This is a genomic window from Clostridium sp. DSM 8431, from assembly GCF_900116755.1.
Taxonomy (GTDB): Bacteria; Bacillota; Clostridia; order Clostridiales; family Clostridiaceae; genus Clostridium.
The window spans coordinates 1-18957 of the sequence record NZ_FPBY01000064.1; the positions used below are offsets into that span (position 1 = coordinate 1).

22 protein-coding genes and 1 pseudogene are annotated in these 18957 nt (G+C 30.4%); 22 read left to right on the plus strand and 1 reads right to left on the minus strand.

The genetic code is table 11. The features are described 5' to 3' along the window. On the minus strand, window positions 1-227 hold a 227-nt coding region (locus tag BM384_RS08155), incomplete at its 3' end, for a transposase (RefSeq protein WP_139232073.1). Window positions 228-272: 45 nt separating this feature from the next. On the opposite strand from BM384_RS08155, the gene BM384_RS18215 reads away from it, so the two are divergent. The 22 genes and pseudogenes from BM384_RS18215 (at window position 273) to BM384_RS08260 (ending at window position 18506) form a co-directional block, all read left to right on the plus strand. Beyond that, window positions 273-554 (plus strand): hypothetical protein, encoded by a 282-nt coding sequence (locus BM384_RS18215; protein ID WP_242945983.1) that lies wholly within the window; start codon window positions 273-275, stop codon window positions 552-554. 14 nt (window positions 555-568) lie between these two features. Beyond that, the gene (locus tag BM384_RS08160) at window positions 569-1273 is read left to right on the plus strand and encodes an RHS repeat domain-containing protein (protein WP_242945985.1); all 705 of its coding nucleotides are present in this window, start codon (window positions 569-571) and stop codon (window positions 1271-1273) included. Continuing rightward, window positions 1266-1565, plus strand: a pseudogene (locus BM384_RS08165) (endonuclease V); the annotation flags it as partial. The gene BM384_RS08160 and the pseudogene BM384_RS08165, both read left to right, overlap by 8 nt. A gap of 393 nt (window positions 1566-1958) precedes the next feature. Then, on the plus strand, window positions 1959-2264 hold the full coding sequence (locus tag BM384_RS08170; protein ID WP_347455057.1) for an SMI1/KNR4 family protein: 306 nt from the start codon (window positions 1959-1961) through the stop codon (window positions 2262-2264). A 347-nt stretch (window positions 2265-2611) separates the two neighbouring features. Continuing rightward, window positions 2612-3124 (plus strand): nitroreductase family protein, encoded by a 513-nt coding sequence (locus BM384_RS08175; RefSeq protein WP_090012759.1) that lies wholly within the window; start codon window positions 2612-2614, stop codon window positions 3122-3124. 45 nt (window positions 3125-3169) lie between these two features. Further along, window positions 3170-3361, plus strand: coding sequence for a hypothetical protein (locus tag BM384_RS08180; RefSeq protein WP_090012761.1), 192 nt, complete (start codon window positions 3170-3172; stop codon window positions 3359-3361). 115 nt (window positions 3362-3476) lie between these two features. Further along, entirely contained in the window at window positions 3477-4358 is an 882-nt protein-coding gene (locus BM384_RS08185; protein ID WP_090012763.1) for a YicC/YloC family endoribonuclease, read from the plus strand. A gap of 19 nt (window positions 4359-4377) precedes the next feature. Then, complete coding sequence (locus BM384_RS08190; RefSeq protein ID WP_090012764.1) at window positions 4378-4647, plus strand: extracellular matrix/biofilm regulator RemA; 270 nt, start codon at window positions 4378-4380, stop codon at window positions 4645-4647. Then, window positions 4637-5290, plus strand: coding sequence for a guanylate kinase (gmk, locus tag BM384_RS08195; protein WP_242945984.1), 654 nt, complete (start codon window positions 4637-4639; stop codon window positions 5288-5290). Before BM384_RS08190 ends, gmk begins: the two co-directional genes overlap by 11 nt. Next, window positions 5271-5537, plus strand: a complete 267-nt coding sequence (rpoZ, locus tag BM384_RS08200) for a DNA-directed RNA polymerase subunit omega (RefSeq protein ID WP_090012768.1) — start codon at window positions 5271-5273, stop codon at window positions 5535-5537. The genes gmk and rpoZ overlap by 20 nt, the downstream gene beginning before the upstream one ends. Further along, window positions 5530-6720, plus strand: coding sequence for a bifunctional phosphopantothenoylcysteine decarboxylase/phosphopantothenate--cysteine ligase CoaBC (gene coaBC, locus BM384_RS08205; protein WP_090012769.1), 1191 nt, complete (start codon window positions 5530-5532; stop codon window positions 6718-6720). Before rpoZ ends, coaBC begins: the two co-directional genes overlap by 8 nt. Before the next feature lie 42 nt (window positions 6721-6762). Continuing rightward, window positions 6763-8967: a primosomal protein N' gene (gene priA / locus BM384_RS08210; RefSeq protein ID WP_090012786.1), complete on the plus strand. Its 2205-nt coding sequence runs from the start codon at window positions 6763-6765 to the stop codon at window positions 8965-8967. A 12-nt stretch (window positions 8968-8979) separates the two neighbouring features. Next, window positions 8980-9429, plus strand: coding sequence for a peptide deformylase (def, locus tag BM384_RS08215; RefSeq protein ID WP_090012771.1), 450 nt, complete (start codon window positions 8980-8982; stop codon window positions 9427-9429). A 15-nt stretch (window positions 9430-9444) separates the two neighbouring features. Beyond that, window positions 9445-10371, plus strand: a complete 927-nt coding sequence (fmt, locus tag BM384_RS08220; protein WP_090012772.1) for a methionyl-tRNA formyltransferase — start codon at window positions 9445-9447, stop codon at window positions 10369-10371. Between the two features lie 13 nt (window positions 10372-10384). Then, a complete protein-coding gene (locus BM384_RS08225; protein ID WP_090012773.1) occupies window positions 10385-11080 on the plus strand; it encodes a zinc metallopeptidase in 696 nt (231 codons plus the stop codon). 12 nt (window positions 11081-11092) lie between these two features. Then, window positions 11093-12412, plus strand: coding sequence for a 16S rRNA (cytosine(967)-C(5))-methyltransferase RsmB (gene rsmB / locus BM384_RS08230; RefSeq protein WP_090012775.1), 1320 nt, complete (start codon window positions 11093-11095; stop codon window positions 12410-12412). A gap of 9 nt (window positions 12413-12421) precedes the next feature. Further along, complete coding sequence (gene rlmN / locus BM384_RS08235; protein ID WP_090012776.1) at window positions 12422-13459, plus strand: dual-specificity RNA methyltransferase RlmN; 1038 nt, start codon at window positions 12422-12424, stop codon at window positions 13457-13459. A 29-nt stretch (window positions 13460-13488) separates the two neighbouring features. Beyond that, a complete protein-coding gene (locus tag BM384_RS08240; protein WP_090012778.1) occupies window positions 13489-14211 on the plus strand; it encodes a Stp1/IreP family PP2C-type Ser/Thr phosphatase in 723 nt (240 codons plus the stop codon). Continuing rightward, window positions 14208-16163, plus strand: coding sequence for a Stk1 family PASTA domain-containing Ser/Thr kinase (gene pknB, locus BM384_RS08245; protein ID WP_090012780.1), 1956 nt, complete (start codon window positions 14208-14210; stop codon window positions 16161-16163). Before BM384_RS08240 ends, pknB begins: the two co-directional genes overlap by 4 nt. Window positions 16164-16356: 193 nt before the next feature. After that, window positions 16357-17226: a ribosome small subunit-dependent GTPase A gene (rsgA, locus tag BM384_RS08250; protein WP_090012781.1), complete on the plus strand. Its 870-nt coding sequence runs from the start codon at window positions 16357-16359 to the stop codon at window positions 17224-17226. Next, window positions 17220-17870 carry a ribulose-phosphate 3-epimerase gene (gene rpe, locus BM384_RS08255; RefSeq protein ID WP_090012783.1) on the plus strand — a complete coding sequence of 217 codons (651 nt, stop codon included), beginning with the start codon at window positions 17220-17222 and terminating at the stop codon, window positions 17868-17870. The genes rsgA and rpe overlap by 7 nt, the downstream gene beginning before the upstream one ends. Then, window positions 17871-18506 (plus strand): thiamine diphosphokinase, encoded by a 636-nt coding sequence (locus tag BM384_RS08260; protein WP_090012784.1) that lies wholly within the window; start codon window positions 17871-17873, stop codon window positions 18504-18506. Window positions 18507-18957 lie beyond the last annotated feature (451 nt).

Here is an 18957-nt window from a genome sequence, read left to right on the forward strand (position 1 = left end):
TCCTGAGTTACTTCATTTAATTCTTCTATACTATTCTTTCCCTCAATCAAAGCTTTTCTACCTGGTTTTACCTTAATCTTATCTTTATTCTTTGATTTGCTTATCCAAGTAAAAATTGTACTAGTAGATATTCCATGTTTTCTTCCAACTAAAGAAACATTACCAACCTCTTTCACTTCATTTAATATTTGATTCTTAAATTCTTCTGAATAAGTTTTTCCTTTCATAAATTACCTCCAATAATTACTATATTTAGTATAACCTATACTAATATGATTTGTCCAAATAATTATCGGGGCTTAAGAGATGGAATCTTTAGAAGTAAGGTTTACGAATATGACAAATCAGACCACATTGTTTCTTTAAGAGAATTCTCTGGAGAAGATGCTAAAGCAGTTACGAAGAAGTATGAGTCAGAGTATGATTATATTATAATGTTAAGTTCTTTGATAGGTATAATAAGAAGAAAGAAAATGAAAAATTATTTGCTGAAAAGAACTTTGACTTTGATAAGAAAAAGAAATGTTACAAGTACGACGAACAAAGTAGATTAACTCATTTTATCAATATATCTGGTAACACTACAAGGCTTTTCTATGATAAGAATGATAGAATTATAAAGCAGGTATTACCAGAGCAGTACGATGCTAATACTGATGATGGTGTTGGTACAACTTATAAGTACAATGTTACTGGACAAGTAATTGAAGTTAAAAACGCTTTAGGACAAGTAACAGCACAAAATACTTATGATCCAAGAGGAAATTTAAAAACTTCAATTGATGGAGAGAAGAATAAGGTTGAGTATACTTATACATTACTTGGACAGATTAAGGATATTACAACGCCTAATTCAAGAAGAGAAAATAAGAAAGCTCAAAGCTATAGTTATGATGCAAGAGGAAATATAACTGGAGTTATTGATGGTGATGGTGGAACAATTGAGTATTTCTATAATTCTTTAGGTCAGGTTTCAGAAATTAAGGATCAAGAAGGAAATTCAGAGTACTTCTATTATGACAAAGAAGGAAATTTAACTAAGAGAATTGATAGAAATGGAAACAATCAAGATAGAAGCTATAATATTGATGGTAATCTAACATTATTAGAAGCTTATACGAAAGATAAAGAGGATAAACTAAATGTTGTAAGGCAACAATTAGAATATAATCCAGATAGTATAATTAGTGGTGCAGTCTTCAATAATATGTATTATAATTATGCTTACAATTTAAATGGAAATAGACTTCAAAAGGTAAGCAGCTTTTCTTAATAGACCAACTATAGGTGTTGCCAAAAGTTATTTGAAAGTTAATGGTTTTGACTTTAATATGCCGGAAAATAAGAAAGGTTCATATGAGGACATTATAATAAATGGAGAAGTATATGGCAGAGCTCTTAGAACAAGAAATGATGTGAAAACTATATTTGTGTCCTGTGGAAATTATATTGATTTAGAAACTTCTACAGAAATAGTATTAAATTTAATAAATAATAAAAGCAGACTGCCTATTTCAGTAAGATTAGCTGATTTAGAAATATATACTTATAAAAAGCACTTTTAATTAAATTTAGAGGTGTTTTTGTAATATAAATATATATAATTAGGCTTGTAAAAAGGAGCCCTCATGAAGGTTCTAGACAAACACTATGGGGAGGAGGAAATTCATGTGAAAATAAAATGGGTTTTATATTTGAAGGTGAATTTTTATAAAAGTATTTTAAAAGAATTAAAGGAGAATGTAATATTAAATGGACGATTTATGATAATAATGAATTAAAATTAGCTGACATTGAGAAGGTTGAAAAGAAAATAGGTTTTCGCTTTCCTGATGAGTATAAGAAATGTGTTTCGCTATATCATTGGACTACTCCAGATAAAAACTATTTGATGTTGAAGGAATACAAAGGGTATTTGGAGGGGTCTTCAAATTAATGAAAATGACGAGGATTCATTAATACATTGCTTTAATGTGCAGACTGATGATGAAGATGGTGTATTACCTAAAAATGTTGTTCCTTTTGCAATTGATCCAGCTGGAAATAATATCTGCTTTGATTATAAAGATAATAGTGCTGAGCCTAAAGTAGTATATTTAGATTTAGATGAACAAGTTTCCTTACTCATTGTGGATAATGATTATGGAATTGATATTAATGATTATCAATCAGAAGCAGAAGCAATAGAATTTTTACAACGCAGAAGTTTGCAATATGTGGCGGATTCTTTTGAAGATTTTATGAATATGTTATATAGTAGTTAGGTTATTAGATATAAATGAGATAAAAATACTGATATTTAAAACTTTGCATTAAGGAGTTATTTAATAAAAAGCAGCTTGAGCAGATAGAAAATAATTAATATTAGCTGCCTTAGATGGTATTATCGTTTTTTGCAATTATAAGCTGATTTTATAATATAAATATATATAATTAGAATTTGCTCAGCAATACGAAAAATGAATGGTAACTCATAATAAGCATTTTACATTGTAAACAAAAGAAATTATAGTATAAGTGTAAAGCAAATTTGAAAACTTATACTTTTAATTTTAAGTAAAGTTGATAAAATATATATGAACCCAAATTAAAAACAATGGAGGAATTTAAAATGGAATTTACAAAAGTAATTAGTGAACGTTTTTCATGTAAAAAATTTAATGGTAAAAAAGTTGAAAGAGAAAAGCTTGATGAAATTTTAGAAGCAGCAAGAATAGCTCCAACAGCTAAGAATCTTCAAGAACAACATATTTATGTAATAGAAAGTGAAGAAGGACTAGCTAAAGTTGATAAGTGTACACCTTGCAGATATGGTGCTAGTACAGTAGCAGTTGTTGCTTTTGATAAGAATAATGTATTTACTTACCCAGGTGAAAAAAGAGATTCAGGTGTAGAAGATGCTTCAATTGTAGCTACTCATATGCTTTTAGCAGCAGAAAATGTGGGAGTAAACAGTTGTTGGATTAATTTCTTTGATCCAGAAGTAGTCCAAAAGGAACTTGGTCTTCCAGAAAATGAAGAAGTACTTATGATGCTTGACCTTGGATATGCAGCTGAAGGAGTAAAACCTCTTCCAACTCATAATAAGAGTAAGGAAATATCTGAAATAGTTACTTTTATGTAAGGAACATTTTATTTATAAAATAACTTTAAAAATGAGGGCTTTTATATGAGAAACCTTGAAGAAGAAAGACTAAAAGAACTTAAGAATTTAGAAAAAATTTTAAATCTTCTTGAAAATTCTGATGATGAAAGTATTTCTGAAACTACAGGCATATCTCTTGAAAATGTTAAAAGTATTAGAAAAAATTATAGAGAGATAGAGAAAGTGCGAGAAGATTATTTGAAAAAGGGGCTTTAACTTGAGCCTCTTTTTTTGGTACTAAAAAAATGTTAACAAATTGTGAACAAAATGTTGACTATATAAAGGCTATGAATTATTATTATTTTATGTTTGAGGGAGGTGGATAAAAGTAATGGTAAAAAGTATGACTAGCTTTGGAAGGGCACAAGGTGAAGAAGGTAAAGATTATTTATTTTCAATAGAAATGAAAAGTGTTAATAATAGATATCTTGACATAAATATAAGATTACCTAAATTTATGATTGCTTTAGAAGAAGATTTAAGAAAGATAATAAGTTCAAGACTAAAAAGAGGTAAGGTAGATGTTTTTATAAATTATAAAAGTTATGGAAAAGGAAATTCTAAGCCTACATTAAACCTTGAGCTTGCTAAGGAATATTATAACTGTTTAACAGAACTTTCTGAATCATTAAATATAGAAAATGACATTACAGTAAGTAAGATTGCTAAACTACCTGACATAATAACACTTGAAACTGAAGAAGAAGATTTAGATGAAATTTTAAGTGAAGTTAAACCACTATTAGAATCTGCTTTAGATAAAATGGTGGAAATGAGAATGGTTGAAGGGGAAAAACTTAGAGAAGATATTTTCGCAAAACTTTCAAATATTGAGAATGATGTTAGAGAAATTGAAGGCTATGCAAATGAAGTACCTAAAAACTACAAGATAAAACTTGAAGAAAGAATAAAAGAGCTTACACAAGATTTTGAAGTTAATGAAGAAAGAATAGCTCAAGAAGTTGCTATATTTGCAGATAAGGTTGCAGTTGATGAAGAGATAACTAGGCTATATAGTCATTTAGATCAAATGAGAAAGACTTTATGCTTAGATGAATCTATAGGAAGAAAACTTGACTTTATAATTCAAGAAATGAATAGAGAAACTAATACTATTGGTTCAAAATGTAACGATATGAATATGACTAATTTAGTCATTGATATAAAAAATTTAATTGAAAAAATAAGAGAACAAGTTCAGAACATTGAATAGTTCAAGGAGGAAATGATACATGGGAATAAAACTTATAAATATAGGTTTTGGAAACATAATTTCTGCAAATAGATTAATTGCTATAGTAAGTCCAGAATCTGCACCAATCAAAAGAATAATTCAAGAAGCAAGAGATAGAGGAATGCTTATAGATGCTACATATGGAAGAAGAACAAGAGCAGTAATAGTAACAGATTCAGATCATGTTATACTTTCAGCAGTTCAGCCTGAAACTGTAGCTCATAGATTATCAAATAAAGATGAGGCAGTAGAAGAGGTTGAAGAATAAGATGAATAATAATAGAGGAATATTAATAGTTATTTCTGGTCCTTCTGGAGCTGGAAAAGGAACTATATGTAAAGCTTTATTAGAAAAGCATAAAGATATATACCTTTCAGTTTCAGCAACAACTAGAGAGCCTAGACAAGGTGAAGTTCATGGAGTAAACTATTATTTCATGACAAAGGAAGAATTTAAGGGTAAGGTTCAGGAAAATGATTTCTTAGAATGGGCTGAAGTATACGGAAATTATTACGGTACTCCAAAGTCTAAAGTTGAAGAAATGCTTGATAGCGGTAAAAATGTAATTCTTGAAATAGATATTCAAGGAGCATTAAGAGTTAAAGAAAACTGTGGAGAAGATGGAGTGTTTATATTTATACTTCCTCCATCAATGAAAGAATTAAAGCAAAGAATAATAAATAGAGGAAGTGAAACTCCAGAATCATTAATGAAGAGATTTACTTCTGCTTATAAAGAAATAAATTATATCTCAAAATACAACTATGGAGTTGTAAATGATACAGTAGATGCTGCGGTTTCAAAAATAGAAAATATCTTAGCTGCAGAAAGTTGTAGAGTAGATAGAATAAAAGATAATGTTTTACCAGATTTGAAGGAGGTTTTAGACGATGAAGAATACAATGATTAATCCATCAGTAGTAGAATTATTAAAGAAGGTAGAGGATAGATATTCTCTAGTTATAGTAACATCAAAAAGAGCTAGACAAATAATAGACGGTTCAGAAGAATTAGTAGAAACAGATTCAAAGAAGCCACTTACAGTAGCTATTAATGAAGTTAATGAAGGTTTAGTTTCATACGAAGAAGCTAACTTTGATGTTGTATCTGAACCTGAAGAATTATACACTGTAGAATCAGATGAGGACAATGAATAGTAATAAGTGTGTTATACTTGGGGTTACTGGGGGAATAGCAGTATATAAAGCTTTAGATATTGCAAGCTCCTTAAGAAAAAAGAATATTGAAGTAAATGTTATAATGACAAAACATGCTGAAAAGTTTGTAGCACCTTTAACATTTCAAAGTATAAGTCAAAATTTTGTTATTACTGATATGTTTCAGGAACCAAAGGCTTGGGAAATACAACATATAAGTTTAGCACAGAAAGCTGACTGTATACTTATTGCACCAGCAACAGCAAACATAATAGGAAAAGTAGCAAATGGAATTGCAGATGATATGCTATCTACAACTATTATGGCATCAAAGGCTAAGGTTATATTTGCCCCAGCTATGAATACTAATATGTATGACAATCCTATAGTACAAAGTAATATAGAAAAATTAAAATCTCTTGGATATGAATTTGTTGAACCTGACTCAGGAAGACTTGCTTGTGGTGATATAGGAAAAGGAAAGTTACCTAAACCAGAAGTTATAGTTGAGAGAGTTTTAACTGAACTGTATGACAAGAAAGATCTATGTGGTAAAAAAGTACTAATTAGTGCAGGACCAACTAGATCAGACATTGATCCAGTAAGATTTGTTTCTAATAGATCCACAGGAAAAATGGGATATGAAATAGCTAAAGAGGCTAGAGATAGAGGTGCTGAGGTAACTTTAGTATCAGGACCTGTAGCTTTAGAAAAACCTCAAGGCATAGAAACTATCGATGTATCTACAAACTCGGAAATGTTTGATGAAATTAATAAAAGATATGAAGAATCTGATATTGTAATAATGTCAGCAGCAGTTGCAGATTATAAAGCAAAAGAAGTAAGTAAGCAAAAAATCAAAAAAGGTGAAGGTAGTTTGGTTATAGAGCTTGTAAGAGACAAGGATATACTAATGACTTTAGGAGAAAATAAGAAAAATCAAGTTTTAGTTGGTTTTGCAGCTGAAAGTGAAAATCTTATTGAAAATGCTAAAGGTAAACTTCAAAGAAAGAATCTTGATTATATAGTAGCTAATGATATTACATCAAAGGATACTGGATTTGGATCTGATGATAATAGGGTAACTATTATATCAAGAGAATTAGAAGAAAAAGTTCTTAGCAAAATGAGCAAAAGAGAAGTTGCTAGGGAATTATTTGATGTAATTATGGAAAAGCGCTAAAAGCGCTTTTTCTGTTATAAAGGAGTTGTGAAGGAAAAAGTGATAGATTTATATGCTGAGGTAATTGTTAATAGTGATGCAGTAGAAATTGACAGACCCTTCACCTATAAAGTAAAAGATGAACATAATGATATAATAGAGGTGGGTCACAGGGTTAAAGTTCCTTTTGGAAAAGGAAATAGACCAGTGGAAGGCTTTGTTATAGGATTAAAATGTGAAGGTATTGAAAATATAAAGAGAATTAAATATATAACCTCAATTGAAGATGAAGAGCCAATTTTATCTAGAGATGATTTAAAGCTTATTGACTTTTTAAGAGATAATTATTTATGTAAGTATATAGATGCAATAAGATGCATAATTCCAACAGGTATTTTAAGTGGTCTTAAGAATAAAAAGAAAATTGTTATAGGTTTTGTAAAGGAGCTTGATGGCAAGTATAAAACCAAGGATAATTATATAAAAATATCAGACTTTGTTAAAAAACATGATGGTGAGTTTACAAAGACAGAGCTTAATAAAGAATTTAACTTATCACTATATAGTATAAATAAATTAATAGAAGAAGGATATTTATGTGCAGAAGATAAGGTAGTTTATAGATATAATAACAGACAGTATAAAGAAGAAACTAAGAATGTATTAAATGAAGAGCAGAGAGCAGCTTTTAATACAATAATGAATTCAGATAAAAAGGGATTTCTTTTAAAAGGAGTTACAGGCTCTGGAAAAACAGAAGTATATATGAATCTGGTGTCTGAAGTATTAAACCAAGGAAAATCTGCTATAATGCTTGTACCTGAAATTGCTCTTACACCTCAGATGATTGAAAGATTTAAAGGAAGATTTGGAAGAGATGTTGCTCTTTTTCATAGCAGACTGTCTTTAGGCGAAAGATATGATGAATGGTTTAGAATAAAAAAAGGAGAAGCAAGACTTGTTGTTGGAGCTAGAAGTGCTATTTTCCTTCCACTTAATGATTTAGGACTTATCATTATAGATGAAGAACATGAAAACACATATAAGTCAGATCATAACCCTAAATATAATACTAAAGAAGTTGCTAAGTTTTTAAGTGAAATTAAAGGCTGTAAATATGTATTAGGTTCTGCAACTCCATCTATTGAAAGTTTTTATGAAGCAGAGATAGGAAAACTTAAACTTATAGAAATTAAAAACAGAGTAAGTAATAAACCTCTTCCTCATACTGAAATAGTCGATATGAGAGAGGAAATTAAATCTGGAAATTTATCTATTTTAAGTAGAAAGCTTCATAAGGCAGTGGAGGAAAACTTAGAAAAAGGTGAACAGACTATTTTGTTTTTAAATAGAAGAGGCTTTTCGACCTTTGTATCTTGTAGAAGCTGCGGATATGTTTTTAAATGCCCAGAGTGTGATGTATCAATGACATATCATAAAAATGGATATCTTGTATGCCATTTGTGTGGAAGGGCTATGAAGCAAACTAAGATGTGTCCAAAGTGTGGAAGCAAGTATGTTAAATTCTTTGGAGCAGGTACTGAAAGAGTTCAAGAAGAAGTTCATAAGCTTTTTCCGAGGGCAAGAATTTTAAGAATGGATGTTGATACAACTAGAACAAAGGATGCTCATGAAAATATATATAATTCCTTTAAAAATGGTGAAGCAGATATTCTTATAGGTACTCAAATGATATCTAAGGGACTTGATTTTGAAAATGTTACTTTAGTAGGTATTTTAGCAGCTGATATTTCTTTAAATATTCCTGATTATAGAGCAGATGAAAGAACTTATCAAATTATTACTCAGGTTGCAGGAAGAGCAGGAAGAGGAGATAAGAAGGGCAATGTAATAGTTCAAACTTATACCCCTGAAAGTATGAGCTTAAATTATGCTGTGAATAATAATTATGATGATTTATATAAGGAAGAAATTAAAGTTAGAAAAGCAATGAATTATCCGCCTTTTAGTAAAATCTTACTAATAAATGGCTTATCTAAAGATGAAGCAAAGCTTAGAAATTTTATGGCAAAGGCTGGAGAAACTTTAAAAGAAGTTTTGAAAAATGAGAAAGATATTGTGATTTTAGGGCCTACACCATGTATAATAACGAAAATAAAAGAAAAATATAGGTGGCAAATAGTAATTAAAGGCTCAATAAATATAGAATTAAGAAAAATAATTAAAGATACTCTTTATGAATTGACTAAGAGTGTATATAATGATATAAGAGTAAGTTTAGATATAAACCCAAATAATATGGCTTAGGAGGAGAAATAAATGGCAATTAGAAATATAAGATTAGAAGGAGACGACGTCTTAAGAAAACGCTCAAAGGTAGTAGATAAGATTGATGAAAAAATCTTAACTTTAATAAAAGATATGGGTGAAACAATGTACAAAGCTGATGGTGTTGGTTTAGCAGCACCTCAAGTTGGTATATTAAAGAGAATTTTTGTGATTGATGTTTATGATGGAGAAGGATTAAGAGTTTTTATAAATCCTGAAATATTAGAAACAAGTGGAGTTCAAGATGGTGAAGAAGGATGCTTAAGTATACCTGGAGTTAGTGAAGATGTAAGAAGACCTAACTATGTTAAAGTTAAAGCACTAAATGAAAAGGGAGAAGAATTTATTCTTGAAGGTGAAGAACTTTTAGCTAGAGCTATATGTCATGAAAATGAACACTTAGATGGTGTACTATTTATTGACCACGTAGGAAACAAATAGGAGGAAAAGATAAAAATGAACATAGTTTTTATGGGAACGCCAGACTTTGCTGTTCCTGCATTAAAAATGCTTATTGAAAATTATGGGGTTAAGGCTGTTTTTACACAGCCTGATAGACCAAAGGGAAGAGGTAAAAAGTTAGCTTTCTCTGATGTTAAGGAAGTAGCAGTTAAACATAATATTCCTGTTTTCCAACCAGAAAAGTTAAAAAATGAACCTGAAATGGTACAAAAATTAAAAGATATGGAGCCAGATTTTATTATAGTAGTGGCATTTGGACAAATCTTAACTAAAGAAGTTTTAGATATTCCAAAGTATGGCTGTATAAATCTTCATGGTTCACTTCTTCCAATGTATAGAGGAGCAGCTCCAATACAATGGGCAGTAATAAATGGTGAAAAGGTATCAGGAAACACTACTATGTTAATGGATGTAGGTCTTGATACTGGAGATATGCTTATGAAGGATGAAGTTGAAATTTTAGAAGAAATGACAGCTGGTGAACTTTATGACATCTTAAAGGAAAGAGGAGCAGATCTTCTTAAAAATACAATAGATAAGATGGTAAAGGGAGAAATAACTCCTGAGAAGCAGACTGGTGAAACTTTTTATGCTAAAATGTTAGATAAGAATATGGCACTTATTAATTGGAATGATACAGCAGAGAGAATACATAATTTAATAAGAGGTTTAAATCCATGGCCTATATGTTATACTAACTATAAAGAAGATAAGATGAAAATCTTTGAATCAAGAGTATTAAATGAAAAGCATAATAAGGAAAATGGAACAATACTAAATGTAAGCAAAGAAGGAATTAAGGTTGCTTGCAAAGAAAGTGTTCTTTTAATTAAAAAAGTGCAATTTCCAAACAAAAAGCCTTTAACTGTTGAACAATATATAAATGGTCATGAAATAGATGAAAATGTAGTTCTAAGATAGGAGTGATTTTAGTATGCATCATGGCTTTTTTTATGGATTTGATCCCACTTATATTTTACTTCTGCCAGCACTATTAATCAGTTTCTTAGCTCAGGCAAAAGTAAATTCTGCATATAATAAATATAAAAGTGTAAGAATACTTAATGGATATACAGGATCGCAAATTGCAAGAATGATTTTAGATTCAGCAGGACTTTACGATGTGCCAATAGAAGTTGTAAACAGACAGCTTGGAGATCATTATGACCCGTCATCAAGGGTTTTAAGACTTTCTCCAGAGGTGTATAATGGAAACAGTATAGCATCAGCTGGAATAGCAGCTCATGAATGTGGTCACGCCATTCAACATGCTAAAAGTTATAGTCCACTTAAGATTAGAAATTCAATTTTTCCTGTTGTTAATTTCAGTTCCAATTTTTCTTGGATTTTATTTATAGCAGGTTTAATTCTATCTATAAAACCATTAGTTTATTTAGGTATACTTATGTTTTCAGCAGTAGTAGTTTTTCAGCTTGTAACTCTTCCGGTTGAATTTGATGCATCAAGAAGAGCATTAAAAATCTTAGATGCTAAGGGAATCTTGTTTGGAGATGAACTAAAAGGGGCTAAAAAAGTTTTAGAAGCAGCAGCTATGACATATGTAGCAGCTACAATTATGGCAGTATCTCAGCTTATTAGATTAATTGCCATAAGTAATAGAAATGATTAAAGAGGTAAAATTATGAATAGTAGAAAAATTGCAGTTAAAATATTAAATAGAATTACTGAAGAAGGAGCATACTCAAATATAATTTTGTCTAAGGAATTAAATGAATCAGATTTATCAGATGTTGATAAAAGCTTAGTTACAGAAATAGTATATGGTACACTAAGAAGATTAAAAACTATAGACATGATTATTGGTTCTTTCGTTAGAGATACTGATGTTATGGATAAAACAGTCTTAAATATTTTAAGAGTGGCAATTTACCAAATGCATTTTCTTGATAAAATACCTTCATATGCAGCTGTAAATGAAGCAGTAGAACTTGCAAAAGAAGTTTCGGAAAAAGATGCAAAGCTTGTAAATGGAATACTTAGAAACTTCGTTAAGAAGAATGGTGCTTTTGATATAAAATTCAGAAATAAAATAGATGAAATAGCTTATGAATTTTCTTTTGAACCATGGATGATAAGAATGCTATTTAAGCAATATGGTGAACAAGAGACTTTAAGAATACTTCATGGACTTAACAACATTCCAATGGTTACTGTAAGAGTTAATGATGTTAAGGGTGAATATGAAGAAATATATGAAGAGCTTGAAGCTGAAGGCTACAATATAGAAGAAGGTTTCGTGTGCCCAGAAGCTATAGCTATTAATGGTGGAAAGTCTATTGAAAAGAATAGATTATTTGCTAAAGGTAAAATAACTGTTCAAGATGAAAGTGCTATGATGGTTGCCCCATTATTAGAAATAAATGAAGGTGAAACTGTAGTTGATCTTTGTGCAGCTCCAGGTGGAAAAACAACTCATATAGCTGAAATATTAAATAACACAGGTGAAGTTTTAGCTTACGATATTCATGAACAAAAGTTAGAACTTATTAAGGAAAACTGTGAAAGACTTGGACTTACTAATGTTAAACTTGCACAGATGGATGCTACTGTTCTTAGCTCAGACCTTATAAACAGAGCTGATAAGATATTAATAGATGTACCATGTTCAGGTATAGGAATAATAAGAAAGAAACCTGAAATTAAGTACAATAAAAAGAGAAAAGATTTAAAGGAAATAGTTGATGTTCAAAGACAAATTATGGAAAATGCCTGGGGATATTTAAAGAAGGGTGGAATAATGGTTTATTCAACTTGTACTTTAAACAAAGAAGAAAATGAAGAAAACGTAAGATGGTTTGTTGAAAAGCATAAGGATGCAGAAATAGAAAAAATATTTGTTGGTAAAGGAAAAGAATTTAAGTATGACAAAGAGGGAATGCTTACAATAATGCCTAATGAATATATGGATGGATTCTTTATAGCTAAGATACGTAAAAATTAGGAGCTTTATATGAAAAATTTATTAGATTTTACTTTAGAAGAATTACAAAGCTGGATGAAGGAAAACGGTGAAAGTGCATTTAGAGCAAAACAAATCTTCTCATGGATATATAAAGAAGTCTGGGACTTTGAAGGAATGAAGAATATTCCTAAAAACTTAAAGGAAAAATTAAGTGAGAACTTTTATATTGAAATTCCTAAAGTAGAAGAAATGTATGAGTCTAAAATTGATGGAACAAAAAAATTATTATTATGTTTTAGAGATGGAAATCTTATTGAAACTGTAATAATGAAATATAAACATGGAAATTCTATATGTATTTCCACACAAGTAGGGTGTAGAATGGGGTGTAAATTCTGCGCATCTACTTTAGAAGGAAGGGTAAGAAACTTAAGCGCTGGTGAAATTTTAGCACAAATTTTAGTTGCACAAAGTATTATTAAAGAGAGAATATCTAACGTTGTACTTATGGGAAGTGGAGAACCTCTAGATAATTATGAAAATGTAACTAAGTTCTTAGAACTTGTAAATGCTGAATATGGATTAAATATAGGGCAAAGACACATTACATTATCAACTTGTGGTATAGTACCTAAAATATACGATTTAGCAGATAGAGGATTAAGTATAACTTTAGCCATATCATTACATGCTTTTAGTGATGAAAAGAGAAGAGAAATAATGCCTATTGCAAATAAGTATTCCATCCAGGAAATTCTTGATGCATGTAGATATTATATAGACAAAACAACAAGAAGAATAACTTTTGAATATTCTCTTGTTAAAGATGTAAATGATGGAGCAGAGGATGCAAAGGCATTAGGAAAGCTGTTAAAGGGATTATTGTGTCATGTTAACCTAATTCCTGTTAATGAGGTTAAAGAAAATTCATTTAAGAGATCTTCAAAGGAAACTATAGAAAAGTTTGAGGAAATTTTAAAGAATCATGGTGTAGAAGTGACAGTGAGAAGAGAAATGGGAAGTGACATCAATGCTGCATGTGGTCAGCTTAGAAGAAGTTACATTAAAGCACGTGATAATAATTAAAGCCCATGTTGAAAAGGGGGGATAGGTTTATGGTTGGTTTTTTAAGTGATGTAGGGATGGTGAGAAGCCTAAATGAGGATTATTTATGTTACTACGAAAGTGATGAGTTTAGTATATATGTAGTAGCAGATGGTATGGGAGGTCATAATGCAGGAGAAGTTGCAAGCAAAATGGCAGCTGAAGGTATTATTGACTTTATGAAAAAATATTTTAACAAAAATTGTTGTATAAATATTTTAAGAGATGCTATAAGTTATGTTAATTCAGAAATATATAATCTATCATTAAAAGACAGTAGTATGAGGGGGATGGGAACCACTGTTACTGCGTGTCTTCAGATTAGTGAAAAAGTAATTGTTGCAAATGTGGGAGATAGTTCGTGTTTTGGACTAAAAGGAAACCAAATAACGAAGATTACAAAGGATCATTCACTTGTTCAAGAATTAGTAGACTTGGGAACTATAACTGAAGACGAGGCTGCAAATCATCCTAAAAAGAATATAATAACAAGAGCTGTTGGAACTGGTGACATTGTTAATACTGATATTTTTGTCATAGAGAAAGGTACATATGACATATATTTATTATGTTCAGATGGTTTAACAAATGAAGTTACTAGAGATGAAATAGTATCTGTTATTAGTGAAAATAAAGAATTTGATAATATTTGCGACAAACTTGTCACTCTTGCTAAAGATAAAGGAGGCAGGGATAATATTACAGTCTTATTATTTGGAGGAGAGGTAGTATGATAGGCGAAGTATTAGGAAGTAGGTATGAAATACTTGAAAAAATCGGCGAAGGCGGAATGTCTATAGTTTATAAGGCAAGGTGTAATAAGCTTAATAGAAATGTAGCTGTAAAAGTATTAAAAAAAGAATTGTGTGATAATCCTGATATAGTTAATAAATTTAAAAGAGAGGCAACAGCAATTGCTACGTTGTCAGATAATAATATTGTAAATGTACTTGATGTTGGTAGTCAGGATGATATTAATTATATAGTAATGGAATATGTTCAAGGAAAAACCTTAAAGCAAGTTATTAAAGAATTTGGAAAGCTAAATTATGAAAGCACGGTTAAGATTGGTATACAAATTGCAAGAGCATTAGAATGTGCACATAAGAATAATATTATTCATAGAGATGTTAAACCACAAAATGTTTTAGTAACAGACGATGGAGTTATAAAGGTTACTGACTTTGGTATAGCAAAATCTTCTGATTCAAGCACATTAACAAACACAACTACTATAATGGGATCAGCTCAATATTTTTCACCAGAGCAGGCAAAGGGAAGTTTTGTAGATGCAAGAACTGATCTTTATTCTTTAGGTGTTGTTTTATATGAAATGTCTACTGGAAAGTTGCCTTTTGATGCAGATTCTCCAGTTACAATAGCATTAAAGCATATTCAAGAAGAACCTATTCCACCAAAGCAGGTTAATTCTAGAATTCCTGAAAGTCTAAACATATTAATATTAAAGTTAATGGAAAAGGACCCAAGTAAGAGATATCAGTCTGCAAGAGAAGCAATTACAGATCTTGAAAAGATTAAAGAAGATCCAAATGCTATAATAGGAGATGACAAAAAAGACGATAATGGTAAAACAATCGTTATGGAAGCTGTTAATCCTGTAGTAGATAGTAATACTTCTAATAATAAAAAAGATTCATCCGTAGATAGTGATGATGATTTTTATGACTATGATGATTATGATTATGATGATGAAGAAGATGAAAAGCCTAAGTCAAAATCATCAAGCTTAGGGCAAAAGAAAAAAATGATTATTGGAATTATAGCAGTAGCTGCTGTATTAATTCTTGGAGTAGTTGGTGTATTTTCATTAAATAATTCATCTGCAAAAGAAGTAACTATTCCTGATATAAAAGGAATGACTTTAACTGATGCTAAGAAGTCTTTAAGCGATGTTGGATTAGTTCTTGAAGAAGCAGGAACTGAAGAAAGCTCAGAGCCTGAAGGAACAATTTTAGAGGTTAATCCAGAACCAGGAAGTACAGCTAAAAAAGGTGATAAGGTAAGAGTTATCGTAAGTGGTGGAGAAACTAAGATTCCTATGCCAGATGTAGTAGGAGAAAGTATTGATGATGCAAAGAGTGATCTTGAAAAGGCTAAATTAACAAATTACAAGATTTCGTATGAAACTAGTGATTATGTTGATTCAGGTTATGTAATAAGCACAGATCCAGAAGCATCTGAGTCAGTAACTGAAGACACAGCTATAACTATAGTTGTAAGTAAAGGACCAGCTGTTAAGTATGTTAAGGTTCCATCTATTATTGGAGTAAGCCAAAGTACTGCAGCAGAAAGACTTTCAAATGCTGGTCTTGGAGTTTCTATAGAGCAGAGAACAATTAGTGATAAGAGTCAAAATGGTATGGTAATTGATGCTTCAGAGGGTGTAGGAAATTCAGTTAAGTCTGGAACTACTGTTACAATTTATGTTGGAGTATATAAAGCTGAAGAAAATACAACTAATAATCAGCAAAATCAAACTATCACTGGTAATAAATCAGATGGAGAAACTCCTTCAACTCCTAAGGAGCCACCAAAGAAGGATGATACGTCTGATGAGGAAAAATATAAGCAGAAAGAAGATGATGAGGATAAAGAAAAAACACCACCACCAGAGCAACCACCAGTAGAACCTAATCCTGGTGAAAATAAAGCAAAAAATAAATAATATAAAAAATAGCAGGATTATTCCTGTTATTTTTTTGTTTATATTAATTGCATTTGAAACTAAAAAATATATATTTGTTAGCAAAAGTAACTACAATATAAAGATTAATATAACTTAAAAAACAATATTTATTTGCAATTATAATAGGAATCTGGTTATTATATATAATAGGAATTAAAATTTTGGAGGAATTATGGAAGGAAAAATAATTAAAGGAATAGGCGGCTTCTATTATATAAAAACTGAAGAAGGAATTATCGAATGTAAGGCAAGAGGGAAGTTTCGTCATAAGGATATGAAGCCAATAGTAGGAGATAATGTAAGCATTAAAGTTGAAAAAGGAAAAGGTGTAATAGAAGAAATTCATGAGAGAACCTCTGAACTTATAAGACCTACTGTGTCAAATGTAACTTTAGCTTTTGTAGTATTTGCTATTAAGAGTCCAGATTTAAATTTTGATCTTTTAAATAGGTTTTTGCTTTTATGTGAAAGCAATAATATTGAGGCTGTTGTGTGCCTTAATAAAGTTGATTTGGTAGATGAAAAAGAAAGAGAAGAAATTAAAAATAAAATTACAGACATAGGATATGAAGTGTTATTCATAAATGCAAAAGAAGGAATAGGAATAGAAGAACTTAGAAGAAGAATGAAAAATAATGTAACTGTTTTATGTGGTCCTTCAGGAGCAGGGAAATCTACTCTTATTAATCAGCTTGCAGATAAAGAACATATGGAAACTGGTATTGTAAGTGATAAAATAGGAAGAGGTAAGCATACAACAAGACACAGCGAACTTATTGAAATTGATAATGGATATATAGTTGATACACCAGGTTTTTCAACTCTTGATGTAACATTTATAGAAAAAGATAAGCTAAAGTACTATTTCCCAGAATTTGATGAGTATAATGACACATGTAAATTTAGAGGATGTGTTCATCATAAAGAACCAGGATGTTCTTTAAAAGAAGCTGTTGAAGAAGGGAAAATTAATAAACATAGATATGAATTTTATATAAGAACTTTAGAAGAAATAATTGAAGGGGGAAAATATAAATGGTAAAAATAGCACCATCAATACTTTCTGCTGACTTTTCAAAGTTAGGAGAAGAAGTAAAAAGAATAGACAAGGCAGGAGCAGATTGGGTACATATAGATGTAATGGATGGACAGTTTGTTCCTAATATTACTTTTGGAGCTCCAGTTATTAAAGCGCTTAGAGATAAAACTGATAAGTGTTTTGATGTTCATCTAATGATAGAGGAACCTGGAAGATTTATTGATGATTTTATAGGGGCTGGAGCAGATATAATTACAGTTCATTATGAAGCTTGCAAACATATTGACAGAACTATTCAACTTATAAAATCAAAAAACATCAAAGCTGGTATAGCTCTTAATCCAGGAACATCTGTAGATTTAATTAAAGATTTAATTCCTGAAATTGATATGGTATTAATAATGTCTGTTAATCCTGGTTTTGGTGGACAAAAGTTCATTGAATATACTATAAATAAAGTTAAAGAAGTTAATGAATTAAAAAACAAATATAATAAGGATCTTATCATAGAAATAGATGGAGGAATCGGAGTAAACAACATAAAAACTGTTGTAGATGAAGGAGTAAATGTTGCTGTAGCAGGTTCTGCTGTATTTAAAGATGGTAAGATAGAGGAAAATATAAAAGAATTGAAGAGTGAGGCTTAAATGAAAGCGGTAGTAGTTACTGGGGGTACAAAGCCATCTAAAGAACTTCTATTAAAAACTATAGAAAAAGATGATTATATTATAGGTGTAGATAGTGGATGTAACTGCTTATATGAATATAATGTTGAACCTAATACTATTTTAGGCGATTTTGATTCTGTTAATAAAAAGGTGTTAAAGCATTTTAGAGAGAAAAAAATAGAAGAAGTTATTCTTAGCGTAGATAAAGATTATTCTGATACGCGTTTTGGATATGAAAAGGCTAAGGAGCTTGGCTTTAAAAAGATAATTATCTTAGGTGGTACAGGAAGCAGAATGGATCATACCATTGGAAACTTTGGGCTATTTTTTGATGCATTAAAGTGCAATATAGAACTTGAAATAGTTGATGATCATAATAGAATTTTCTTCATTAATAAGAAAACACGCCTTAAGGGTAGCTTTAAAGATACCTTAAGCTTTATTCCTATGAGTGATGAAGTAACTAATGTAACAATCAAAGGTGCTAAGTATCTTTTAAATAATTATGATATGACTCTTTTAGAACCAAGAGCATTAAGTAATGAGTTTTTAAATGAGGATATAGAGATTTCTTTTAATAAAGGCGTTATGATGGTTATTTACTCTAAAGATTAAAAAATAATGACTATTTTTAAAATCCTAGCATATATATAATGTAAAGAAATAAATTCTATTTTAATGCGGGGGATAAGTGTATGAAAATTATAGCTATAAAACTTCCAAAGTTTTTATCTAATATAATAAAATTTTTCTTTAAAACTAGTAAATAGTTACATATAAAAAGCAGGCAGTCAGTATAATCTTTTACTGACTGCCTTTTTGTTCGCCCAGCATGTTTGCTGAGCCGGCAGGCTGAAAGAAGCCTGCGTCGCCGTCCCGATAGGAAGACAACTCGAATGCAAGTGCGTTATTGGCAACGATAAGGTATGAAGGAAGCGCTAGAGGACATATGGAACATAACGCAAGTAAACCAAGTATTGGCTTATAAAGTGGATAACCTTGCAAAAAGTAGGAAAGTCCAAAGTTCGGTAGTTACTTTATAAGTTTTTATGGATGTGTTCATATG